The sequence below is a fragment of the Halobacteriovorax sp. RT-1-1 genome, assembly GCF_047085455.1.
GTDB lineage: Bacteria > Bdellovibrionota > Bacteriovoracia > Bacteriovoracales > Bacteriovoracaceae > Halobacteriovorax_A.
On the sequence record NZ_JBKIXZ010000002.1, the window covers coordinates 210,677 to 234,265 of the forward strand.

Consider the following 23,589-nt stretch of genomic DNA (forward strand, 5'->3'; position numbering starts at 1 on the left):
TCGTGGCCGAAGATACAGATCAGGAAAAAACGGAAGATCCTTCCCAGCATCGAATTGACGAGTCGAGAAGAAAGGGTGAGGTCGCATCCTCAAAAGAACTAACAAGTGTGTTAGTGCTGGCCGCCTGTATCATGACATTAGGTCTTTCACTTCTTTTTATATATCAAGAAATGGAAGAGTTCATTAGATGGATTATGCATCTTGATCCAGCAACGGCATTTACAGAAAAATCGCTTAAGACTATTGCAAATAAAACGGCTACAACAGCTCTTATTTGTGCAGCACCTGTTTGTATTGTTTCACTATGTGCTGGTATTATTGCAAACGTTGCTCAAATTGGTTTCATCTATGCGCCAGAAGTTCTTGAGTTTAAACCTGAAAGAATTGATCCAATCAAGGGAACTAAGAATTTGTTTTCAATGAAGGCAGTTGTTGAGGCAATTAAAGGTGTCTTCAAATTCATAATCGTTCTTGGAATTGTTTACTTATATATGAAAGACGATATTGCTCAATTTGTAGGATTTCTACATGTTGATTTCTTTCAGGCTTTTGTTATTGGTAAAGATATTCTAATTAAATTAGGTTTCTCAATTCTTGCAGGACTTGTTGTTGTTGCTGTAGGGGACTTTGCTTATCAAAAATATGCTCATAAGAAAAAACTTATGATGACAAAAGAAGAAGCCAAGCGTGAGTCTAAAGAGCAAGACGGTTCTCCGGAAGTTAAACAAAGAATTCGCCAAATCCAAAGAGAACAAGCGCAAAAAAGAATGCTTGCCGATATTCAAACAGCAGATGTTATTGTGACAAACCCAACTCACATTTCGATTGTTATCAAATATGATCAAGAGACTATGATCGCTCCAGGAATTGTTGGAAAGGGTGCTGATCACTTGGCCTTAAGAATTAGAGAAATTGCTAAAGAACATAATATTCCAATCGTAGAAAATGTTCCTTTAGCAAGAGCACTATATAAGTCAGTTAAAGTAGGGGAAGGAGTCCCTCGTACCTTATATAAAGCAGTAGCTGAAGTTTTAGCATTTGTTTATAAACTTAAGAAAAAGCAAAAAGCTATAAGTTAATTAGAATTTAGGAATATATCATGGATGATATCTTTAAAAGATTAAAAGTTTTAACAGAGAATTCAGATCTCGCGGTAGCAATAGGTATTCTAGCAGTTCTTGCTGTTATGATTATTCCTGTTCCTCCAGTCGTTCTTGATTTACTTTTAGCAATTACTTTATCATTCTCAATTATTATTTTATTAGTTTCTGTTTATACTAAGAAACCTCTAGATTTTTCTACTTTCCCAGCAGTTCTTCTTGTAACAACTCTTTTTAGACTTTCATTAAACGTTGCTTCAACTCGTAACATTCTTCTTCGTTCAGGAAGTGAGGGAACAAGTGCTGCCGGTGAAATTATTAGAAGCTTCGGTGAATTCGTTGTTGAAGGTAACTTTGTTGTAGGTATTATCGTTTTTATCATTCTTGTTATTATTAACTTCATGGTAATCACTAAAGGTGCTGGAAGGGTTGCTGAAGTTGGTGCGCGTTTCACTTTAGATGCGATGCCTGGTAAGCAGATGGCCATCGATGCTGACTTAAATGCTGGTCTAATTAACGATGAGGATGCAAAAAGAAGACGTGCTGAAGTTGCTGAAGAAGCTGACTTTTACGGGTCGATGGATGGTGCTTCTAAATTCGTACGAGGGGATGCCATTGCTGGTATTCTAATTACTGCTATTAATGTTATCGGTGGTATTATTGTTGGTGTTGGCCAATATAATATGAACTTTAGCCAAGCAGCTGAAACATACACTCTACTTACCGTCGGGGATGGTCTTGTTTCTCAAATTCCTGCTCTAATTATTTCAACTGCAGCCGGTATTATTGCTACAAGAAATACAAGTGAAGATAATCTTGGTGCTCAAATGAGTAAGCAATTTAAGCTTCACCCGAAAGCAGTTCTAATCGCAGGTTGTGTTCTTTTAATTTTTGCTATGATTCCAGGACTTCCAAAATTACCTTTTATCACAGTTGGACTGGCGCTACTTTATGTTTCAAATAAAATGGAAAATCAAATTACTCAAGAGAAGCTTGCTGCTGAGACAGTTGTCGAAGATGAGAAGAAATCGACACCAGAATCACTTGAAGATCTACTTAATCTTGAACTTGTTGAACTTGAAGTTGGTTATGGACTAGTAAATCTTGTCGATTCATCTCAAAATGGTGATCTTCTTGAGCGTATTACTTATATGAGAAAACAATTTGCACTAGATTGGGGTGTAATTATCCCTTCTGTACGAATTAAGGACAATCTTGAGCTTGCTCCAGGTGGATATTCTCTAAAAATTAAAGGTGTTGAAGTTGCTCAAGGTGAACTTGTACCTGACCACTACCTTGCAATGGATCCAGGAAGTGTTATTGAACCAATTGATGGAATTGAAACAATTGAGCCAGTATTTGGTCTACCAGCTGTGTGGATTACTGAAGATCAGAAAGATGATGCTGGATTCAATGGTTATACTGTAGTGGATCTGTCAACTGTTCTGGCAACTCACTTAACTGAGATCCTGAGAACAAATCTACATGAATTATTTGGTCGTCAAGAACTTGTACGAGTTATGGATAATTTCAAAGAACACTATCCAAAAATTGTTTCTGATCTTGTTCCTGAGATTCTACCTCTTGGTGCCGTATTAAAGGTTTTACAGAATCTTTTAAGGGAAAATGTTTCCATCAGAGATCTTCGTACGATATTAGAATCGCTTTCTGAGCATGGGGTTAGAATTAAGGATACAGATCTTCTGACTGAAAATGTCAGACAATCGTTATACCGCACTATCACTGAGTCTATAAAGTCTGCCAATGGTGATTTGCCGATATTTACGTTAGATCGTAAAATAGAAGAACAGGTTGCTGGCAATCTCATACAAACAGAAAATGGTCAACAAGTTTCTTTAGACCCAAGAATTACCCAATCGATTTTGGCCAGTTTAAATGAGAAAATAGAGGAGGCCACAAACATGGGAGAAAAGATGGTTGTTCTTTGCTCACCAGTTATTCGTGGACACTTTAAGAAATTGACAGAAAAATTCATACCAAACTTGATTGTAGTAAGTCATAATGAATTAAGTCCGGATGTGAATATTAGGTCACTTGGAACGGTGAGGTTATAGGATGTACGTAAGAAAATTTGAAGCAGATTCTTTAGATGAGGCGTTAGCGAATATTAAGGCCGAACTGGGACCTGATGCAATTATTCTTAAAACGCAGACTAATAAAGGGATCAAAGGTGCTTTCAAAAAGAAAAAAATTGAAATTACTGCTGCGATCTCTGAAAAGAACTACACTAAGAAAGCTAAGGTTGATAACGTACTAACATCTGATCAAAAAAATTCTTTTTATAAAAACAATTCATCTTATATCGCAAATATGATTAATTCACATGACCAAAATACTAGTTCTCAAGCACAATCAAATTCAATCAATGGATATGGAAATTTAGGTCTTAATAGAAAGGTGAGTGCTGTTGAAGAGAACTCTTCACAATCAAATTCAGGTTTAGATGATTTCTTAAACTCAATTGATAGAGAAGAAGTAAAAAAAGCTGCCGCAAATACTGAATCTGAATATTTTAATGATTTCTTAAATGGAGATTTCTCTTTAGAAGAGGAAATTCAGGAAGAAGAAGTTATTGAAAGACCTCAAGTTCAAGCAAGGCCAATTCAGTCTCAACAACTACATGAGTCTCGTGTAAGTAATGATGAGGTTAGTGACTTAATTGAAAATCAAAGAAATAAAATCGATGATCTAGAAAAGAAAATTTTCGAATTAACACAAAGTGTGCAGGGGATGACTAAGCCTCAAGCTCTTGGTGTAAAAGAGATGGTAACAATTTTTAGAAGTTTAGATATCGAAGAAAGATATATTCAAAAAGTTGTTCGTAAAGCAAACTTTGAATTATCAGATGAAGAGAAAGAAAATCCAGATACTGTTTTTGAATTTGCTCTTAAAGAAATGATGGGAGAAGTGAGAACTGCGCTACCTCTATTTTCTTCTGTTGATAATGAGCAGTCTAAAACGGTTACAGTACTTATTTCAGATGCTTCTTGTGGGCAAAGCTCAATGTTAACAAAGCTTTCAGCTCTTAAGCAAGATTCGGTAATTATCAGAAATAAAGCAAATACAGGATTTAAAGATAATACTTCTTTCTCTGAAAAGTTCTTTAATGTTGAATCAAATATCTGTGAATCAATTTCTGAAATCGTTGCACAAACAAGAAAATCAATAGAAACAAAGAAAAATGTTTTTATCGACTACAAGGCGACAAATCAAGAGATCAATGAAATCAAGAAGTTCGTGGATGGTCTAAGACGCTCATTTGAAAATGTGGAAGTTTTAATCTGTCTATCGGGAATCAATACAGAGTTGTATAATAGAAAGGTGCTAAATCGTTATGCAAATATTGCAAATGGTTTAGTGGTAACACACTTAGATCAGTGCTTAAATTATGGATCACTCTTTAATCTAGCCATTGACTTTAGTTCGTTACCTTACAAGTTTTTTGGAACGGGTGAGATTGTTCCTGATGACCTAGAAGCTGCTACTGCCGAAAGGATTTTGGCCGGTATTTTTAAACTGTAGCTTTTTTTGTTATTAGATTAAATTTTTAAGTTTTGTTTAGGAGACAGGATGTCCAGAAACGATCTTTCAACATGGTTGTTGTCGCACCGTAGTGACGATAACTGCGAATTGAATGTTAAAAGCCCTCTTAATTACCTTAATGAAGAATGTGAAATTATTGCAGTTGGTTCAGGTAAAGGCGGTGTAGGTAAGACTACAACTGCTTTAATGATCGCAAATGAATTAAGTGCAAAAGGAAAGAAAGTTCTTTTAATCGATTGTGATTATAATCTTTCAAACACGGCCGTAAAATTAGGTCTTCCTTTGAACGATAACTTCTACTCACTTCTTTCTCTTGAAAAATCATTTGATGAGTGTCTATACAAACTTGGAAATATTCATCTACTAAGTGGTTGTAATGGAAACAGTGATCTGTTTGATACTAGTTTTGAGCACGATAAATTCATTATTGATATTATCGCTGCCCATAGAAGTGAATATGATCATGTAATCCTTGATTGCCCGGCTGGAGTGAACAAGGAGACGATCAATCTACAAGCTTATGCTGATTATCGTTTTATGGTTGTTAATCCTGACCGTTCATCTATCACTGATACTTATGCATTAATTAAAATCCTAAACCAAAAATACCAAATTAAAAATAATCACCTAATTGTAAATAGAGTTGACTCAAATCAACAGTATAGAAAAGTAGTGAAGTCACTAGTGGATACTGTTGCAAGCTTTATGCAAGCAAACTTAAGAGTATTGGGTGGTGTAAAGAATTTAGAAATCCCATCTGACAAATTTGATCACGCTCTTTTGAAAACGGAAAAGAATTCCCTTTCGAAATATTACACTAACATCATTAATAAATTTACCGACGAGGACAGTACTAGTCGAGTCGCGCCTGTATTACTGAAGGGATTCAGTCATTCAGGTAGTAACCCACAGCAACTAGCTTAATCAAGGAGTGAGAGAGATGTCATCGTTGGCCAGAAAATTAAAGAATTTAAAAGACTATAGATCAACTGTAGATCCAAAAGTAAAAGATGAAATCGTAGTGGAATACGCTCCACTTATTAAGTATATTGCACAAAAAATTGCCTCACGCCTACCATCAAATATTGAGCTAGATGATCTAATCTCATGTGGTGTTATTGGTCTTATGGATGCGATCGAAAAATTTGATCCTTCACGTGATAATAAATTTAAAACTTATGCTGAATTTAGAATTAGAGGAGCTATCTTAGATGAGCTTCGTTCTCAAGACTGGGTACCACGTTCAGTAAGAGAAAAGGCTAAGCTAATTGACCGCGCATATTCTAAACTTGAATCAGAGCTTGGACGTCCAGCTACTGATGATGAAATGTGTAAAGAGCTTGAGTGTTCTAAAGAAGAATTTCACTCAATGCTTAATAAAGCAAAATCTGTTTCTATCCTAAATATTGATGACTCTGCTACGTTTAATCGTAATGATAAGCGTGCAATGGCAGGTCTTAATGAAGACAGTAAGGCAATGAATCCATTTACTGCTGTTTCAAATAAAAACTTCAGAGATAAAATTAAAGAGGGAATCGAGCAGCTTCCTGAAAAACAAAGACTTGTTCTTTCACTTTACTACTATGAAGATTTAAACCTTAAGGAAATTGGTCAGGTACTAGATGTTACTGAATCACGTGTTTCTCAACTTCATACTCAAGCAGTAATGAAGCTTAAAGCTAAGCTACAAACGATGTTTGAAGGTTATGAAGAACTAGTAAGCTAATCACAATTTTATTCTAAAAAAACATACTTATTTACTCAGGCCCTTTTCATTAAAGGGCCTTTGTTTGCCTATAAAATAAATTAATTAACCCTTTAAAATTCACTCAAAAAATTGCATAATGGATGTAGAAATTTCTTACGTTCACAGGATGTGAAGGACCGTTAACATATGGAAGTGATTTTCCCATTCCGACATTTAGGAGACCTATAATGAAGCTTCGTTTCAGTAAGCCGTTGTTTATCTATTTCTCTGTTTCTCTTGTTCTAACGACAGCTCTTGTTTCATTTGGAGTTTGGTCCTTTTGGAAGAATGGCCCGGCCAACTTTGACCGAATGACGATGGTATATGAATCGACATCTAAATTTGATGAAGTTAAAAATTCAAATACACTTCAAGATATAAAAGAATTGGTAAGAGTTGATCGTTCAAAAGAGGCGACTTCAGAGTTTGATCAATTTGAAAATTCAATTAAAAGTTTAAATGAAATCGTAACTATTGCTGAATATGAAACACTAAGTGGTAACTTAAGTGAACTAAGAAAGAAACTTGATGATATTACGACTTCTGCAAATAAATCGACACTGATTAATGTTTTAAGAACAAAGATGATTGGCTTCCAAAATTTTGTTGTACATAATCAGTGGAGAACACTAACAAGAGTTTCAAATAAAATTAAAACTAAAATTTCTGTAGGTACGACAAAAAGCTCCAACTTTTATAGTTATGGAAATTTAAAGCGTTTACACGAATCAATCGTTGCAGATGTAGACTATATGGAAAAGGTTACAATGAAGTCTGTTCTTTCTGATGAAGATAAGAACTTAATTGTTGTTCGCCTTGGAACACTTAGAACTGAATTAAATCTATTAGAAAAATCATTAAATACACTACGTGACTTCGATAGCATTTGGAAAACAACGAATGAAAGTTATCTTGCATGGAGTGAGAAGTTTGGGCCAAAGCTTACATATCAAAAAATTGAACTTAACCAAACTTCTAAAACAACTCTTTATGGATTAATTGCTATTGTTGGGATTCTTATTACAATGTTTGCTGGTGGAATCTTTATGTACTTTTATTCTGAAAAAAGAGCGAAGAAATTATTAGAAATTACTTCTCTTGATTTAATTAAAGATGGTGTTATCCCAGTTAAAGCAAGTCTGAAGGGTGATTGGACACATCCATTTAAAGAAGAAATTGAAAAATATCGCGGTTATATTCACAAGAGAATGAGTTTCGGATCGATCTTTCAAGATGCTATGCCATTTTCATCTCTACTTCTGGATTCAAATCTAAATGCTGTTTGGGCAAACTCGCTATTCTATGAGCACTGGAGTATCGATAGCGCTAAAAAAGATATGAGTATCACATGGGATTATCTAAGTACTTTTACAAATCTTGGTGAGAATGATCCTGTTATTAGTGCAGTAAGAGATGGTATTGCTGGAATTTATCAAATTCAGGTAAAAACAGAAAACTCTAGCGAAGCTGCACCTTTTGAAATGTACGTTTCACCTGTTGAATATGCTGATCAAAAAAGAATTATGGTTATTTTCTATCCATTGAGAAGTTTAGAGGAAACTCTATCAAATCAAATGAAGTCGGTAGTGTCTCCTGTTTGGAAGTCTCTAGATGCTCTAGTTGAAGATAAGTTTAATGGAGAACTAAGAGAAAAATTACAGCAAGACTTCTCTGCTGCTGGAATTGATAACGTTTATGAGAAATTCACAAAAGTAAACGATCACTTCTTAATGCAAAAAGCTTCATTCTTAAAAGAGATTGAACTTTTAGAAAATAATCTTTTTGAACAATATAAAATTATTGATGATGTAAGAATTATTTTTGAAGGTCAAAAAGATCTTCAAAAAGATGCGATCAATAAATTCAAAATTGCTAAAGACAAAATCGTCTCTGTAGTTGAGATGAGAGCAAAGTTTGAGGAAATGAATCGTTATATGATTGAGATGACGAATCGTTTATTTGATGAGGAAATAGAATTAGCAACTCGCTCAAGTGAGATTGTAGAGATTATTAATGAGAATAAAGCAGCATATGCAGGACTTGTGAGATCTCGTGATCAATTTAAATCTCTTAAGTCACAAGTTGAATTATTTAGAGCAAGAAGTTCTCAAATTATCGATCAAATTCAACGTGGGGTTGCAAGTGAAACAACTGTTGGAAAGTTTGCAGGAGAACTAAGAGAGTTCAATTCAACTCTTGGAAGTTTCTCTAAAGTATCGACTCAGCTTGATGTTGGTCTTTCTAAAGTACAAATCATTATGGACAGTAAAGAAGTTCCAGATGTTGGAGTTATAAAAGATACGTTTAAGGCAATCAGAAATGAGATTAATGAAGTTGCAACTCAAACGCAGCACCTTTCACGTTTTGCTCAAGAAGAAGATGAGCAATTAATTTCTTCACTTCGTGGGCTTTATGGAAGTTTTCAGAATCTTCGCACTCAAAACGGCGAGATTGAACACACTGTCGCTGACAATAATCCAATTATTTAGAAATAAAAAAGGCTCCGTAGGGAGCCTTTTTTAATGCATATCAAAGTGATCAAGAAACATATTTAAATTCAAATCTTCAGGTTTTCCTGAGTTATCGATGACTGTGTCAGCAAGTTTTGCTTTTTCTTCAATATCGATTTGTTTTGCTAGAATTTTACAGGCCAAATCTTTTTCAATTCCGTCACGGGCCATAAGGCGCTCTACCTGCTTTGCTCTTGGGCAATAAACAACGGCCTTATGATCAATAAAAGAATCAAGATTCTTCTCATATAGGAGAGGCACGTCGTAAATGACAACTTTTGGTGAACCAAGATCTTTGAATGCTTTTAAGAAAGCTTCTGGAAGTTGGCGATAAATTAAACTTTCAATATCATTTTGAATTTGAATATCTTGAAAAAAGTACTCACGAAGAAGTTTGAAATTGATTGAATTGTCTTCTTCTACAACACGTGAATAGTACTTCTTCAAATGATCGATTGATTCTTTTGTTTTATAAACTTCTTTTACAAGAGCATCTGCATCGATAATAGGGAATCCTTTATCATGTAGTATTTTTGACACCGTCGATTTTCCGGTAGAAATACCTCCTGTTAGTCCAACAACTGGACAAGGCATTTGGTATAGACGTTTATCTTTCTTCAAAGTGATAAATTCTTTTTTAAGTTTAATTGGTGATGCTTTCATAATTAGTTACTTTTTTCTTTTTCTTTTACGCGAGACCAAAGGGTTTCAAGTTCGTCCTGAGAGCTTTCACGAATAACAATGCCTTCTTCTTTAGCAATGTCTTCAAGTTGATTGAATCTTCTTTTAAATTTTAAGTTTGCTTCTCGCAGCGTGATCTCTGGATCAAGATCGAGATGTCTTGCAAGTTGTGCAACTGAAAATAAAAGATCTCCCATTTCTTCTTGAACTCTTTCTTTATTAAGCTCACGTCCTGGAGTGATTTCTTCTTTTAGCTCCTGCCACTCCTCTTCGACTTTATACATTACTTGTGTGTAATCTTCCCAGTCAAAGTTTATTTTATTTGTTTTCTTTCCAATTTTTGCAGCACTTGTAAGGGCCGGAAAAGAGAGAAGTTCATTACAAATTTCATATTTTTTAAGGCTTTCTTCGTTTGCTTTTTCAGCTTTCTTTATTTCTTCCCAGCGTTGTTTAATTTCGGCAACGTCTTTTGCCTTATTATCTGTAAAAACATGAGGGTGTCGTCTTACCATTTTATCTGCGATTGTTTTGGCCACAGAGTTGAGATCAAATTTTGATTTCTCACTTGCTAACTGAGAGTGAAGGACTACTTGTAAAAGAACATCACCTAATTCATCTTCCATCTTACGATAGTCACCGTCTTCCACTGCATGCATGAACTCATAAGATTCTTCCATCAAATATTTTAGAAGTGACTTGTGAGTCTGCTCTAGATCCCATGGACAACCGTCTTTAGGATCTCTTAACTTTGCAACAACTTCTCTTAATCTTTCCATTTCGCTTAGTGACATAACTTCGCCTTGGTAATATAATCTATGTAACCTAAGACAGAATAATACACCCTTAAAAAGAGATTGGAAATAATGGCCCATAGCGCAACTATTCAAGTAAACAAATCAAGACTTATTGTTAACTTAGCTGACAATTCTAGAGCTGATTGGGGACTTAAGGCCTGCGAAAATATGTTAAAGGATTCGCTTATTGTCTTAAGTAATTTCCTTTATTCAAAGAACACTTGTTTAGACAAGAAAGTTCACGAGGAGATTGAAGTTGATCTTCACTTTTGTGGCGACTCTCGTATGAAACAGATCAATCGCGAACATCGCGGTAAAGATAAAACAACAGATGTTCTTTCGTTTCCAATGTATGAAAGTCTTCGTCCAGACAGTACGGATTTCGTTCTTCCTGGTCCAGTAATGCTTGGGGATATCATTATTAGTCGAAATGTTGCCGCAAAACAGGCTCGCGAATTTGATATCGAGTTAGAGCAAGAAGTTATTCACTTATTTTGTCACGGACTTCTTCATTTGTTAGGATATGACCATGAAATCTCACAAGAGGAAGAAGAAATTATGGAAGCTCTTGAAAAAGAGATTCTAATGAAAATTAAAAAATCTAGGCAAAAAAAATAGGAATTAAAAATGGAAGAAAGTATTCGCATTGCCCTTGGTGAAAAAAAATCACTAATGGTAAGTTATGATGAGAAGCTTGCAAGTCTAAGGAGGTCACTTTGATGTTGACCAAAAGTCAGCACGCATAGGTGAAATTCAAGATATGGAGGCCATGCCTGGCTTCTGGGACGACAATCAAAATGCTGCCAAAGTACAAAAGGAAAAAAACCTTTTAGAAGATGTCGTTAATACTTATACAAAATTAAAAGATCTATATGATGAATTTGAAATTTTAAATGAATACGCTGCTGAAGGTGATGAAGAATCTGCTACAGGTGCGATTGAGATTTCAGATGAATTCGTCGAAGCTTTCAATAAAGCGGAATTAAAAGTTCTACTCTCTGATGATGCTGACCCAAATAATGCGATTGTTAGTATAAATGCTGGTGCAGGTGGTACCGAATCTTGCGATTGGGCAAGTATGCTATTTAGAATGGTAAAGAGATGGGCCGAACATAAAAAGTTTAAGGTTCAACTTCTTGATGTTCAAGATGGTGATAGTGCAGGGATCAAATCAGCAACGATGTTAATTGAAGGCAATTACGCTTACGGAAATCTTAAATCTGAAACAGGCGTACATCGTCTTGTGCGTATTTCACCATTTGATTCAGCTAATCGTAGACATACTTCTTTTGCTTCAATTTTTGTTTCACCAGAAGTCGATGACGATATTGAAATTGAAGTTTTAGATAAAGATATTCGTATTGATGTTTACCGCTCTGGTGGTGCAGGTGGACAGTCAGTAAATACAACTGATTCGGCCGTTAGAATTACACACTTTCCAACTGGTCTTGTTGTAACTTGTCAAAATGAAAGGTCACAGCTGCAAAATAAAATTCAGGCCATGAAAGTTCTTAAGTCTCGTTTATATGAGTTAGAGCTAGAAAAGCAAAGAGCAGCGGCGGCTGAAGAAGAAGCTAATAAGAAAGAGATTGGATGGGGGGCACAGATTCGCTCTTACGTTCTACATCCTTATAAAATGGTTAAAGATCACAGAACTAACTATGAATCATCACAAGCTGAAAAAGTTTTAGATGGTGATATCGATGGTTTTATGGATGCATATTTAAGATGGTCAGTTGATGGGATGAAGGAAGAGTAATTTGAGTTTTTTCTATCTATTTAAAGATTTTCAATTACTTTTTTTTCGTGATCGATCGTCACGTTATTTTATTACGGCCACAATTATAGGCCTTATGTTTTCTCTTGCCGTTATTCTTTGTAGTTTGGCCCTGATGGATGGCTTTGGGGTAACTCTTAAGAAATCCCTCAATGCAGGAAGTGGTGAGATTATTCTTACGGCAACGAATGGATTCTTTGAGTTAAATGAAAATGAACAAAAGGATCTTGATAACTTTCCAATTCAAACTAAAATTCCAATGCTTCGTACACAATCATTTGTAAATAAAGATGAGAAGGGAAAGGCCGTCTTTGTCGTTGGTGTTAATGAAAAGATTAATCAACTCGATAATGGTCTAGTTGAGCCTGGCGAAAATGAAGTTATAATTGGTGATCTTCTTGCACAAGATTTAAAGGTTAAAGTGGGAGATACTTTAAAGTTCAGTTTTTCGGCGGGTAAATTAGGTGAGCGATATCTTCCAACAAATGCGGTTTTAAAAGTAAAAGATATTAAAACTTTTAAAATTCACGAATATCGAAATCGTTTTGTTTATGTGAACTTAAAAAAGATTCAAACTCTTTTGGGAGTTAAGGATCGTATTAACTTAATGAGCCTAAGGCTCAAACCTGAGTATCGAAGTCTTTCGAAGATCAATGAAGTTGTAGCTGATATGAAAAGTGTCTTCTACTATGAATATACTATCGCACCTTATTGGAGCGATTTTGCAACTTTCTTAAAGGCCGTTGAATTTGAAAAATATATGATTTCGATTGTTTTCTCAATTGTTGTTATCTTAGCTATCTTTAACTGTTTAGCTTTTATCATATTTTCAAAAGAGAGAAGGTCACAAGAAATCTTTTTACTATATGCTATTGGACTTTCTCCTAAGAAATTTAGAACACTTTGGATGGTTCAGAATATCGGGATTTGGCTTATTGCATTTTTAGGCTCTCTCGTTTGCGTAGAGATTTTTGATTATCTTCTATCAACTCTTGATATTTTTTCTCTTCCAACAGATGTTTATCACCTAAATCGAATTGAGCTATTCTTATCCCTAAGAGATATTTTTATTGTTGGATTAATTTCATTTATCTTTATTATATTCTTAACCTTTGTAGTTCTTAAGAGATTAGATTCAAAATCAATGGCCCAAGGCCTTAGAGAGGAGTTTTCGTAAATGGCAGTTTTAAATGTATCGAATGTTTACAAAGACTTTGGAAATTCTCATATCCTAAAAGGGGTTGATCTTGAACTTTCACAAGGTGAACAATGTGTAATTAAGGGATCATCGGGGTGTGGTAAATCAACTCTTTTGTATCTTATTGGGGGACTTGAGAATATTACTTCAGGTCAAATTACAGTTGATAACTTGAATATTGGTCAAATGAATGATGCGAAGTTAGCAAATTATCGTAATTCCAAAATAGGATTTGTTTTCCAATTTCACTTTTTACTTTCATCTCTAACATGTCTTGAAAATATTCTTCTTCCGGCCCGCTTAGGTGGACATGATGTGTCAAAGGTAAAGAAGTATATTCTCTCTCTGGCCAAGACTTTAGGTGTATCTGAGTGCCTTAAGCGCTACCCATATGAGATCTCTGGTGGGCAGCAGCAGCGTATCAATCTTATACGCGCTCTATCACTGCGTCCAAAGCTTTTACTGTGCGATGAGCCGACAGGTAATCTCGACTCTAAGAATTCAAAAATTGTTGCTGATCTTATCTTCGAATTATCAAGAGAGCTTGGAACAACTCTTCTTGTTGTAACGCATGACGAGGAAATGTCTCGTAAGTTTAGTCGTGTTCATACGATGATCGATGGAATCCTGCATTAATACATCACTTTTTTGTGCAGGATGTTCGTTTTTCTTTTTGTAACTTTGTAAGATTATTGATATTTTTTTACTCAAGTATTTTTTGTCTGCACACACATGACAGGATCGTGAGATCACGGAGACTAGATGATTAACTCTTGGAAGAGTTTTATATATATAATTGTTTTTTCAATTACCTTAAGTATTCAAGCAAGTGAAATTGGACCACGTGTTCGTCTGTTTAAAATCTCAAGTGTTGAAGTTCAAGGTTTAAAGAAGGTAGAGAAAGAAGCTGTTCTTGATAAGCTACGTTCTCGCGCTGGCCTTACTCTTACAAATGAAATTCTATTTGATGACATTAAAACAATTTATAACCTCAAGTACTTTGAGTCCGTAGAGGCTCATCAGGATGGCAATAAGCTAATCTTTCAAGTTGTTGAAAAGCCTATCATTGCTAAGATCGTTTTTAGTGGAAATGATGAAGTCGATAAAGACGACTTAAGTGAAAACTTAAAGACAAGAGAATACTCAATCCTAGACATTAACTCAATTCAAGCTGATGTTCGCCAAATGGAGAAGACCTACGAAGAAAAGGGCTTCTACCTGGCCAATGTTTCGTATGAAATTAGACATGTCGACAAAGAGAATGTTCACTTAGTTTATAAAATCAGTGAGTACGATAAGGTTCGAGTTAAGAAAGTGACTTTCTTAGGTCTAACTGCTTTTGCAGAAGAAGAAGTTAAGTCAATTATGGAGACAAGAGAGGAGAGTCTATTTTCATTCCTTTCTGGTTCAGGAAACTTTAAAGAACTAAATTTTAAAACAGATATTGAAAGAATTAAGTATTTCTATTCGACTAAAGGTTATCTTCAAGTCAACGTTGCTGTCCCTGAAGTAACAGTTTCAGAAGATAAGAAATGGGTATTCATTACTGTTAAGATTAAAGAAGGTCCTAAATTTGATGTTCGTGATGTTTACTTCCAAGGTGAGCTTCTCTTTACTGAAGATGAACTTAGAGAAAAAACAAAACTTAAGGCCGGAGAAGTTTATTCAGAAGAGCTTTTAAGACGTGATATTCAAACTCTTACTGAGTCATACCAAGACCTTGGTTATGCCTTTGCCAACGTTATCAGAAATATCCAACTAGTACCTGGTGAAAATAGAGTTGATATTCAGTACTCATTTGAGAAAGGGAAGCTTGCGAAGTTTGGTCGCATCTCTGTAACTGGAAATACTAAAACTCGTGATAAAGTAATTCGTCGTGAGCTTAAAATTCATGAAGGTGGGAAGTATTCTGGTTCAGGTCTTCGTGAGTCAAAAGAAAATGTTAATCGTCTTGGTTTCTTTGAACCAGGTAGCGTTATCTTCAATACTGTTTCATCTCCGGGACAAGACGATATTCTTGATGTTGAGATTAGTGTTAAAGAAAAGAGTACAGGACAAATTTCTCTTGGTGCTGGTTACTCAACGGCAACAGGTGGTTTCTTTCAAGCTTCTATTTCTCAAAACAACTTTAGAGGTTTAGGACAACAATTATCGTTCTCAACAAATATTGCAAAAGAGCAACAAAACTTCTCTCTATCATTTACTGAACCATACTTTATGGATTCGAAATGGACTCTAGGTGGAGAGGTGTTTAGAACAGTTGATACTCAACTTGATTCATACGATTATAAGAAGCATGGTTTTGCGGCCCGTATTGGTTATCCTATCTTCGAATACACAAGGCTATATACAACATATAAGCTTGAAGAAACTGAGCTTACAGATATTAAAGATCCAACAGTCGATGAGAACGAAGATGGTGTGACTTCTTCAGTTCGTCTTGCTGTTGTAAAGGATAAGAGAAATAACCGTTTTGAGCCTACTGATGGTTACTACTGGAACCTTGCTACTGAGTATGCAGGACTTGGTGGTGATAAAGAATGGTGGAAGAATGAAATTGATGTACGTTATTTCTATCCGGTATGGAAAGAGCTAGTTTTTAGAAGTCGATTCTACACTGGGAAAATTGAAGATAAAGGTGTTCCTGTACCAAGAAATGAGAAATTCTCATTAGGTGGTGCGAGAAACTTACGTGGTTATGACATCGAAGATATTGGTCCAAAAGAGACTGTTACTTATGATGATGATAATGACCCGGGAACTCCTAATGTTACTGAAACATTTAATACAGGTGCCCCGTTCACTGTGTTTACAACACTGGAGCTAGAGCACCCACTTGCCAAAGAAGCAGGCCTTAAATTTGTTACTTTCTTTGATGCAGGTACGGCCAAAAGGCTAGAAGATATCGATAAGATATATATGGATTATGGTTTTGGTTTCCGTTGGTTCTCACCAATTGGTGTTCTAAGATTTGAGTGGGGTATTCCTATTAACCCTGACCCAGATATGAATGCGGGAACAAAATTCCACTTTGATATTGGACAATTATTTTAATTCGTAAGGAGACGATATGAAAAATTTATTAGTAATTGGATTACTTTTCTCTTCATTAACAGCATCTGCAATGAATATCGGTCGTGTTGATGTTCAAAAAGTTCTTTTAACAGTTAAAGAGTCTAAAAAGATTAAGGATAAACTGCAAAAAGAAATCGATAAGAAGCAAGCTGAGCTTAAGAAAGAAGAAGAAGCTCTAGTAAAAGAAAAAGAGAAGTTTGAAAAACAAGCTCTTGTTATGAATGAAAAAACTAAGCAACAAAAAGGTCAAGAACTACAGAAGAAGTTCTTTGGTTTCCAACAGAAAATGCAACAGTACCAAGGTGAGCTTGCAAAAATGGAACAAAGTGCAAAAGGACCAATTTTAAATAAAATTAAAACTGTTGTTGAAGAAGTATCAAAGAAGAAAGGTCTTGATTGGACTTATGAGACTTCGACAACTCCAATTCTTTACATCAATAAAGTTACTGACATTACTGAAGATGTAATTAAAGCTTACGATAACAAACATAAGTAAATTGCTAATAAAAATAGACTCATGAAGGGAATACGAAGGTATTCCCTTTTGTCGTTTTAAAGGAGGGGATAAAATGTCCATTCTGATTAAAAATATTATCGAAAACGATAGCGATATGAGTTTTCTATCTGGAAATCTTGAGTACTCTGTTTCTGGGATTTCATCGATAGAAGAAATTATTGAAGAAAAAATTCTCTTCATTGGTGCTAAAAAATTTCTAGCTAAATATAGAGATGCTGGCGCTGGAGATAATTTAGCACTAATTATTGATACAAATCTTTTTGAATCGCTTGATGACTCTGAAAAGAAAGAACTAGAAAATAATTCGATAGTGTTACTTACTTCTTCAAATATACCTATCTCAATTACGAAAGCATCTAAATTATTTTTCGACGAAAAACTTGGGAGCTTAAATTACGATCTTGATGGCCGTAAAAGTAGCTTGGCCTCAATTCATCCTTCAGTAAAAATTGCTGAAAATGTTTTTGTTGGAGAGGGTGTCGAAATCGCAGCTGATTGTATAATCATGCCTGGCTGCGTGATTTTACCAAATGTTAAAATTGCCGAGAATTGTACAATTTATCCAAACGTGACAATTTATCCTCAAACTGTCATTGGAAAAAATTGTCGAATTCACTCTGGTACGACTATAGGTAGTGATGGATTCGGTTATAACTTTCATCAAGGTGTTCATCATAAGATTTGGCACTTTGGTGGAGTTGAAATTGGTGATGATGTTGAAATTGGTTCAAATACTTCAATTGACCAAGGAACATTCTCTCCAACACGTATCGGTAGTGGCGTAAAAATTGATAATCTTGTTCAAGTTGCTCACAATGTTAAGGTTGGAAACGGAGTTATTCTCTGCGGACAGGCCGGACTTGGTGGAAGTACAAAGATTGGAGATTATGCCGTTCTTGGAGGAAAAGCAGCTGTTGCAGACAACTTAGAAGTTGGTATGGCCGCTCAACTTGCAGGAGGATCGGTTGCTATTGGAAACGTGAAGCCGAAGGAAATCGTTGGTGGATACCCAGCAAGACCTATGCGTGAATTTTTACGAGGAATTGCTTTTTTACGAAAGAATATTTAACGGAAGGTAATGTATGCAATTAAACAAAGAACAAGTAATGCAAATTCTCCCTCATCGCGAGCCATTCTTATTTGTTGATGAAATCACAAGTGTAGAAGCAGTAGGTGAGGTAAACGAATTAAAAGATCTAGTTGGAGCAGTTGTAAAAGGACATTATACAACTCGTGAAGATCACCCTATTTTTGCAGGACACTTTCCTGGAAATCCAATTCTTCCAGGTGTTGTTCAAGTAGAAATGATGGCACAATTTACTTCATTTCAATTAAAGCTTTATTACAAAAATTTAGAAGAAGGTGAATTTGAAGTTGCGCTATTATCAATTGAAGGCGCAAAATTTAGAAAACCAGTTCATCCTGGAATGAAATTAGATATTGAAACTGTATGTACAAAAATGCGTACTGGTTTCTTACAAAATGATTGCAAAATCTATCACGAAGGCGACTTAGTAAGCCAGTGTCAGGTTCTTGCATCTTTTAAAGTAAAAGAAAATTAAGAAGGAGCCTCCATGAGCGAGAGATTTCACCCAACTGCAATTATTCACGAGTCAGCTGAAATTGGAGAGGGAACAACTGTTGGTGCGTATTGCATTATTGGTCCAAATGTAAAAATTGGAACTAATTGTGATATTCGCAATCACGTAATCATTAATGGTCATACAACAATTGGTAATAATAATAAGATTTATCAATTTTGTTCAATTGGTGAAGAGCCACAAGATCTAACATACAAAGAAGAGCATGCTACTTCTGTTGAAATTGGAAATGATAACGTTTTACGTGAGTACGTTTCAATTCACAGAGGAACAATGAAAGATCGTGAAAAAACGACTCTTGGAAGTAATTGTCTACTGATGGCCAAAGTTCACCTAGGTCACGATGTTGTTGTTGGTGATCGTGTTATTATGGCAAACTCAACAAACCTTGCAGGTCACGTGAAGGTTGGTAATAAAGTTATCATTGGTGGTGGTACAAATATTTCTCAATTTGTAAAAGTTGCTGAAGGTGCATATATCGGTGGTGCTTCAGCTATTGATAAAGATATTCCACTATATTGTACTGCTTATGGTAACCGTGCAAAGCTACGTGGGATTAATATTATTGGTCTTCGTCGTGCAGGTGTTGAAAGAAATGCTATTTCTGAAATTGTTGATTTCTTCCGTGATATGGAAGCTTCAACATACTCACCACGTACTTTCGTTGAGACTGAAGAGCTAATGAAGCCATATGCAAATAATGAAATCATCGAGCGCATTAAAGAGCATATTGTAACGACAAAAATGGGTATTGCTCCGTTTTTAAGCTAATAGGAATAAATTATGTCTAAAGTAAAAGTTGCTTCAATCGGTTATGGACACTTAGGCCAATGGCATGCTCAAAAAGCATACAACTTAGATAATTGTGAATTGATTGCCATTGTTGAACCATTTGCCGCTAACCAAGAAAAAGCAAAAGAAAAATATCCTGACATCAAAGTTGTATCTGATATCAAAGAAGTTATTGGAGAAATTGATGCTGCAGTTATTGCTACACCAACAAGCTTTCATTTTGAAATTGCTAAATTCTTATTACAAGAAGGTAAGCATGTTTTTTGTGAAAAGCCGGTTACGGTAACGGTTGAAGAAGCAAAAGACTTGAAGATTATTGCTTCTGAAAAGGGTGTTAAGTTACAGGTTGGACATAGTGAAAGATGCCATCAATTTTGGGAGCGTCTTGAAGAGTTTAAAGACATTACTGCAAACTCTAGTGTTTCTACAATTGTAAGAAATTCTCCATTTAAGGGAAGGGCCGCAGATGTTGGAGTTGTTGAAGATCTAATGATTCACGACCTTGACCTGGCCCTTATGCTATTTGGAAAACCTAAATCGATTAGAGCATATGGAATGAAAGTTCTCACTGATAAGTTTGATCACGTTAAAGCTCTACTTAGCTATGGTGATCGTCTTGTTACAATTGAAAATTCAAGAAATGATGTAAAGACTGAAAGAAGCGTTCAGATTAACTCAGCTAAGGGAATCCTTAGAGTTGATCTTTTAAATAATAAGGCATCTTATTCGACTGATATTAAAGCTGGAGAAGAGCAAGTAATTAATGAATTTGATTACGAAAAAAGAGATCACTTACTAATTGAACAAGAACGTTTCTATAATTCAATTTTAAATAATACGAAAGAATTTGTAACGATTGATGATGGAATTGCTGCAATGGAGTTAATTGCTGCAGTTAATGAATCACTCGAGAAAAACATTGAGGTTGAACTTAATTGAAAAGCTGCTTAATTATTGCCGGTGAAAAATCTGGTGAAGAACATGCAATGACATTCCTTGAGACTCTTACAAAGGGAGCTCCTGATACTCAATTCTTTGGAGTAGGTGGAGAGCTTATGAAAGAGCAAGGAGTCGAACTTCTTTACGATTTAAAAGATTTTTCAACTTGGGGAATTACAGAAGCAGTTAAAAAGGTTCCATTTTACTACGGTGCTTACAATCACATCATTGATGAAGTTAAAAAGCGTGGAACTAAAGTTGCTATCTTAATTGATTTTCAGACATTTAATCTTAAGTTGGCCATGAAGCTTGAAAAGCTAGGTGTCAAAGTTCTCTACTATGTTGCGCCTCAAGCATGGGTATGGAAAGAGTGGCGAACAAAATATCTTCAAGCTTCTGTTGATACACTATTCTGTATTTTACCATTTGAAAAAAAGTGGTTTATGGATCGTGGAGTAAGTAAGGCCATAACAATTGAACATCCACTACTTAAGAAGACAAAACCTCTGTTGGAAAATTTCCAAAGAACCAATGTCGATTTTAAGAATGGAGAGTTTAATATTTTACTTCTGCCTGGAAGTCGTCGCTTTGAAATTGAATTCATGTTGCCTCAATTTATTAAGGCATGCCAAAAACTTAGAGAGAGTTATAAATTTAAGCTTTCAATCGTTAAAGCAAGCTCTGTTGATGAAGAACTATTTTCTCGTTTTGAAAATGAATTTGATAAGATTTATGAAGATCGTGAATTAGATGAGGCGCTCAAAGCAGCAGACTTTTCTTTCGCAACTAGTGGAACAGTAAACCTATCTTTGGCCCTTTATGGGGTACCAAGCGTGATCGCATACGATCTTAATCTGCTCAATATGTTTATTGCAGAAAATATTGTTAAGTATAAAGGCTTCGTTTCTATTCCTAATTTAATTTTAGGTCATGAAGTTTATCCTGAGCTACTCGGCGAAGGCTTCAGTGAATATAATCTTGTTCGCAAGGCCAAAGACTTATTCGATGATGAAAAACGCTATGAATTTGTTTTAAGTGAACTGAAAAAGCTAAGAGATTTAACTGAAGGTGAGGATATAGAGGTTTCTCAATATCTTCTCGAAAAAATTAAAAGTGCTTATTTATAATGAGGAATCATGAATAATATTAATATAAAACTCATTAACTTTTTTTCCGTTGCTCTTACTCCTGTTAGTTTTTTGTGGGAGTGGATTTATCGTTTACGTCGTTTTGCTTTCAAGATGGGAATTCTAAAATCATCATCTTTTGAAGTACCAATTATTAGTATCGGAAATCTATCGCTAGGTGGAACAGGAAAAACACCTTTTACGCTTTGGATTGGTAATTATTTGAATGATATTTTAAATAAAAAGACGATGGTTCTAACGAGAGGCTATAAGGGCGAATTAGAGAACTCAAGTGGAATCATTAAAACGGGAAAGAAAATCAGTGAAAACCCTTTTGTTTTTGGTGATGAGGCACTTGTTTTAAGTCGCAATCTAAAGAATGCTAGTGTTGTTGTTGGTGCAGACCGAAGTGATAATTTAAGACGATATTATGAAGAAGAAAAAGCAGATGTTGTTCTTCTTGATGATGGGTTTCAGCATTTAAAAATCAACCGCAATTTGAATATCGTTCTTTTCGACTCTCTACTTCCAATGTCGAAGTATCATTGTCCTCCTAGGGGATACTTAAGAGAGGGCGTAAGTGCTCTAAGAGAAGCGGATATTGTTCTATTTGGTAGGGCAGATCTTGTAACTGAAGATAAACTTGAAAGGTTAGAAAGTTATATTCTTAAAAACTGTAAACCGAATACGCCGAGCGGTTTCTTTAAGTATGCTCCAAGTGCAATTAAGAACCTCTTACATGAAGAAGATTATGCTTTGACTGACTTAAAAGGAAAAAGTGTAATCTGTGTTTCTGGACTTGCATCTCCTGAGGCGTTCTTAAAGTTAGTTAAGCAACTTGATGCAAATATAGTTGACGATTTTAATTTTCCTGATCACCACCTTTATAAAGTTAGTGAGTTAGAAGGCTTAGTGGAACTAGCACAAGAAAAGGATGCCATCATTCTTACAACAGAGAAAGATATTGTTAAAATGAAGAGGTGTTCTAGTAGTGAGAGAATTCACTACCTGCAAATTGGTATCGAGTTTATAAAAGGTGAACAATTTGTAAAAGATAAAATCAACTCGGTTGTTAGAGGTTAGAGTGAGAAATATTTTTTCTTTAAGTCTTTTGGCTTTATTACTTTTTGGTTGTGCTGGTGCACTTATGAAAAGTGATAGCGATGATATGGATCTAGTGGAAATTTTCTCTGATGAGGAAAGTAAGACTTTAGAGAAGTTTAAAACGACTGAAGTCGAAGAGCCTGCTCCGACACCGACTCCCTTTTCTTCTTCAATTGAAGAGAAGGAGATTGAGAAAGTTGCAAAGAAAAAAGAAAAAGTTGTTAAAGCTAAGCCTGTTGTTAAAGCGGCTCCAAAGGTAAAAACTAATCCTCAAGAAAAAGAAGATTACCCAAAAGCATTTTTAAAATTTGATAAAGAATCAAAGAAATATTGGGATTCATATAAGCCGATCTTCTTTGTTGGTGAAGAATTCAAATATGAGATTACTTGGTCAATCTTTAAGGCGGGGATCGCAACGATTACAACACAACCGATGGCACTGATCGGAGAAAAAGAAGTTCTTCATGTAAATGCTCTTTTAGAATCTGCTGAATATTTTGAAGGTATCTATAAGCTAAAAGATACTCTTGATGTTTATGTCGATGCGGACCATGGAAAATTCTCTTCTTTAAAGTATGAAATGAAGCAGCGTGAATCAGGACAGGTTGTGGATGATCTTCAACTATTTGATCATGACGAACTGAAGACCTACTTTTTTTATAATCGTCTGAAGAAAGGAAAAACAAAGAAGATTAAGAAAGTAGACTCTCTACCACGATACTTTACTGATTCTTTTTCCGCTCTTTATTTTATTCGCGGTATTCCAATGAAGATTGGAACAAGCTTTGATTTTCCAATTATTACAAGAGGTAAGGCGTGGCTTTTAAAAGCGACTGTCGATGAAATAGAAGATATCACTATAATGGGAAAAGCTTATCAAGCTTATAAGATAACTGCCCAAACACAATTTCCTGGGGTTCTAAAGAAATCTGGCGATATAAATTTTTGGATTTCAACTGATGAAACTAGGACTGTACTTAAGTTCTCTGCAAAGGTTAAAATTGGAACTGTAAAAGGAGAGCTTATCTCTCATAAAGCGGGAAAGGATACTGGTAAGTAAAGT

21 protein-coding genes are annotated in these 23,589 nt (G+C 35.2%); 19 read left to right on the plus strand and 2 right to left on the minus strand.

Features of this window, described 5'->3' with window-relative positions; all coding sequences use genetic code 11:
* Positions 1 to 2 precede the first annotated feature (2 nt).
* From flhB to ACMAWV_RS11345, 6 genes are all read left to right on the plus strand, one after another.
* Positions 3 to 1,079 carry a flagellar biosynthesis protein FlhB gene (gene flhB / locus ACMAWV_RS11320; protein ID WP_103217783.1) on the plus strand — a complete coding sequence of 359 codons (1,077 nt, stop codon included), beginning with the start codon at positions 3 to 5 and terminating at the stop codon, positions 1,077 to 1,079.
* A gap of 20 nt (positions 1,080 to 1,099) precedes the next feature.
* Entirely contained in the window at positions 1,100 to 3,175 is a 2,076-nt protein-coding gene (gene flhA, locus ACMAWV_RS11325) for a flagellar biosynthesis protein FlhA (protein WP_103217784.1), read from the plus strand.
* A 1-nt stretch (position 3,176) separates the two neighbouring features.
* Positions 3,177 to 4,643, plus strand: a complete 1,467-nt coding sequence (locus ACMAWV_RS11330) for a hypothetical protein (RefSeq protein ID WP_103217785.1) — start codon at positions 3,177 to 3,179, stop codon at positions 4,641 to 4,643.
* Between the two features lie 48 nt (positions 4,644 to 4,691).
* On the plus strand, positions 4,692 to 5,588 hold the full coding sequence (locus ACMAWV_RS11335; RefSeq protein WP_103217786.1) for a MinD/ParA family ATP-binding protein: 897 nt from the start codon (positions 4,692 to 4,694) through the stop codon (positions 5,586 to 5,588).
* A 16-nt stretch (positions 5,589 to 5,604) separates the two neighbouring features.
* A complete protein-coding gene (locus ACMAWV_RS11340; RefSeq protein WP_103217787.1) occupies positions 5,605 to 6,390 on the plus strand; it encodes a FliA/WhiG family RNA polymerase sigma factor in 786 nt (261 codons plus the stop codon).
* A gap of 209 nt (positions 6,391 to 6,599) precedes the next feature.
* Positions 6,600 to 8,900, plus strand: a complete 2,301-nt coding sequence (locus ACMAWV_RS11345; RefSeq protein ID WP_412470349.1) for a hypothetical protein — start codon at positions 6,600 to 6,602, stop codon at positions 8,898 to 8,900.
* A gap of 30 nt (positions 8,901 to 8,930) precedes the next feature.
* On the opposite strand, the gene coaE is transcribed toward ACMAWV_RS11345, so the two are convergent.
* Together coaE and mazG are read right to left on the minus strand one after the other, a co-directional pair.
* Positions 8,931 to 9,584, minus strand: a complete 654-nt coding sequence (gene coaE / locus ACMAWV_RS11350; protein ID WP_412470348.1) for a dephospho-CoA kinase — start codon at positions 9,582 to 9,584, stop codon at positions 8,931 to 8,933.
* Positions 9,585 to 9,586: 2 nt separating this feature from the next.
* Positions 9,587 to 10,393 (minus strand): nucleoside triphosphate pyrophosphohydrolase, encoded by an 807-nt coding sequence (gene mazG / locus ACMAWV_RS11355; protein ID WP_158246854.1) that lies wholly within the window; start codon positions 10,391 to 10,393, stop codon positions 9,587 to 9,589.
* Between the two features lie 72 nt (positions 10,394 to 10,465).
* On the opposite strand from mazG, the gene ybeY reads away from it, so the two are divergent.
* The 13 genes from ybeY to ACMAWV_RS11420 all read left to right on the plus strand — a co-directional run bounded on the left by ybeY (position 10,466) and on the right by ACMAWV_RS11420 (position 23,586).
* Positions 10,466 to 11,014, plus strand: a complete 549-nt coding sequence (gene ybeY, locus ACMAWV_RS11360) for an rRNA maturation RNase YbeY (RefSeq protein WP_392993419.1) — start codon at positions 10,466 to 10,468, stop codon at positions 11,012 to 11,014.
* 27 nt (positions 11,015 to 11,041) lie between these two features.
* A protein-coding gene (prfB, locus tag ACMAWV_RS11365) for a peptide chain release factor 2 (protein ID WP_392993663.1) occupies positions 11,042 to 12,155 on the plus strand; the annotation gives its coding sequence in 2 pieces (ribosomal slippage) (positions 11,042 to 11,113 and positions 11,115 to 12,155; 1,113 coding nt in all).
* 1 nt (position 12,156) lies between these two features.
* Positions 12,157 to 13,350 carry an FtsX-like permease family protein gene (locus ACMAWV_RS11370; protein ID WP_103217792.1) on the plus strand — a complete coding sequence of 398 codons (1,194 nt, stop codon included), beginning with the start codon at positions 12,157 to 12,159 and terminating at the stop codon, positions 13,348 to 13,350.
* The gene (locus ACMAWV_RS11375; protein ID WP_103217793.1) at positions 13,351 to 14,007 is read left to right on the plus strand and encodes an ABC transporter ATP-binding protein; all 657 of its coding nucleotides are present in this window, start codon (positions 13,351 to 13,353) and stop codon (positions 14,005 to 14,007) included.
* Positions 14,008 to 14,133: 126 nt separating this feature from the next.
* Positions 14,134 to 16,425, plus strand: coding sequence for an outer membrane protein assembly factor BamA (gene bamA, locus ACMAWV_RS11380; protein ID WP_103217794.1), 2,292 nt, complete (start codon positions 14,134 to 14,136; stop codon positions 16,423 to 16,425).
* A gap of 16 nt (positions 16,426 to 16,441) precedes the next feature.
* Positions 16,442 to 16,942, plus strand: coding sequence for an OmpH family outer membrane protein (locus ACMAWV_RS11385; RefSeq protein WP_103217795.1), 501 nt, complete (start codon positions 16,442 to 16,444; stop codon positions 16,940 to 16,942).
* A gap of 73 nt (positions 16,943 to 17,015) precedes the next feature.
* Positions 17,016 to 18,032 (plus strand): UDP-3-O-(3-hydroxymyristoyl)glucosamine N-acyltransferase, encoded by a 1,017-nt coding sequence (lpxD, locus tag ACMAWV_RS11390; RefSeq protein WP_412470347.1) that lies wholly within the window; start codon positions 17,016 to 17,018, stop codon positions 18,030 to 18,032.
* Positions 18,033 to 18,045: 13 nt separating this feature from the next.
* Positions 18,046 to 18,525, plus strand: a complete 480-nt coding sequence (locus ACMAWV_RS11395; RefSeq protein WP_392993413.1) for a 3-hydroxyacyl-ACP dehydratase FabZ family protein — start codon at positions 18,046 to 18,048, stop codon at positions 18,523 to 18,525.
* Positions 18,526 to 18,537: 12 nt separating this feature from the next.
* Entirely contained in the window at positions 18,538 to 19,335 is a 798-nt protein-coding gene (gene lpxA, locus ACMAWV_RS11400; protein ID WP_103217798.1) for an acyl-ACP--UDP-N-acetylglucosamine O-acyltransferase, read from the plus strand.
* A 12-nt stretch (positions 19,336 to 19,347) separates the two neighbouring features.
* Positions 19,348 to 20,295 carry a Gfo/Idh/MocA family protein gene (locus tag ACMAWV_RS11405; protein ID WP_412470346.1) on the plus strand — a complete coding sequence of 316 codons (948 nt, stop codon included), beginning with the start codon at positions 19,348 to 19,350 and terminating at the stop codon, positions 20,293 to 20,295.
* Positions 20,292 to 21,422 carry a lipid-A-disaccharide synthase gene (gene lpxB, locus ACMAWV_RS11410; RefSeq protein WP_103217800.1) on the plus strand — a complete coding sequence of 377 codons (1,131 nt, stop codon included), beginning with the start codon at positions 20,292 to 20,294 and terminating at the stop codon, positions 21,420 to 21,422. The genes ACMAWV_RS11405 and lpxB overlap by 4 nt, the downstream gene beginning before the upstream one ends.
* A gap of 9 nt (positions 21,423 to 21,431) precedes the next feature.
* Entirely contained in the window at positions 21,432 to 22,505 is a 1,074-nt protein-coding gene (gene lpxK, locus ACMAWV_RS11415) for a tetraacyldisaccharide 4'-kinase (protein WP_103217801.1), read from the plus strand.
* A 1-nt stretch (position 22,506) separates the two neighbouring features.
* The gene (locus tag ACMAWV_RS11420; protein WP_392993404.1) at positions 22,507 to 23,586 is read left to right on the plus strand and encodes a DUF3108 domain-containing protein; all 1,080 of its coding nucleotides are present in this window, start codon (positions 22,507 to 22,509) and stop codon (positions 23,584 to 23,586) included.
* The last annotated feature ends 3 nt before the right edge of the window (positions 23,587 to 23,589 follow it).

Excerpts from the sequence above, each read along its gene's own strand:
- flhA (WP_103217784.1), top strand. The coding sequence starts at position 1,100 with ATGGATGATATCTTTAAAAGATTAAAAGTTTTAACAGAGAATTCAGAT.
- ACMAWV_RS11330 (WP_103217785.1), top strand. The coding sequence starts at position 3,177 with ATGTACGTAAGAAAATTTGAAGCAGATTCTTTAGATGAGGCGTTAGCG.
- ACMAWV_RS11335 (WP_103217786.1), top strand. The coding sequence starts at position 4,692 with ATGTCCAGAAACGATCTTTCAACATGGTTGTTGTCGCACCGTAGTGAC.
- ACMAWV_RS11340 (WP_103217787.1), top strand. The coding sequence starts at position 5,605 with ATGTCATCGTTGGCCAGAAAATTAAAGAATTTAAAAGACTATAGATCA.
- ACMAWV_RS11345 (WP_412470349.1), top strand. The coding sequence starts at position 6,600 with ATGAAGCTTCGTTTCAGTAAGCCGTTGTTTATCTATTTCTCTGTTTCT.
- coaE (WP_412470348.1), bottom strand. The coding sequence starts at position 9,584 with ATGAAAGCATCACCAATTAAACTTAAAAAAGAATTTATCACTTTGAAG.
- mazG (WP_158246854.1), bottom strand. The coding sequence starts at position 10,393 with ATGTCACTAAGCGAAATGGAAAGATTAAGAGAAGTTGTTGCAAAGTTA.
- ybeY (WP_392993419.1), top strand. The coding sequence starts at position 10,466 with ATGGCCCATAGCGCAACTATTCAAGTAAACAAATCAAGACTTATTGTT.
- ACMAWV_RS11375 (WP_103217793.1), top strand. The coding sequence starts at position 13,351 with ATGGCAGTTTTAAATGTATCGAATGTTTACAAAGACTTTGGAAATTCT.
- bamA (WP_103217794.1), top strand. The coding sequence starts at position 14,134 with ATGATTAACTCTTGGAAGAGTTTTATATATATAATTGTTTTTTCAATT.
- ACMAWV_RS11385 (WP_103217795.1), top strand. The coding sequence starts at position 16,442 with ATGAAAAATTTATTAGTAATTGGATTACTTTTCTCTTCATTAACAGCA.
- lpxD (WP_412470347.1), top strand. The coding sequence starts at position 17,016 with ATGTCCATTCTGATTAAAAATATTATCGAAAACGATAGCGATATGAGT.
- ACMAWV_RS11395 (WP_392993413.1), top strand. The coding sequence starts at position 18,046 with ATGCAATTAAACAAAGAACAAGTAATGCAAATTCTCCCTCATCGCGAG.
- lpxA (WP_103217798.1), top strand. The coding sequence starts at position 18,538 with ATGAGCGAGAGATTTCACCCAACTGCAATTATTCACGAGTCAGCTGAA.
- ACMAWV_RS11405 (WP_412470346.1), top strand. The coding sequence starts at position 19,348 with ATGTCTAAAGTAAAAGTTGCTTCAATCGGTTATGGACACTTAGGCCAA.
- lpxK (WP_103217801.1), top strand. The coding sequence starts at position 21,432 with ATGAATAATATTAATATAAAACTCATTAACTTTTTTTCCGTTGCTCTT.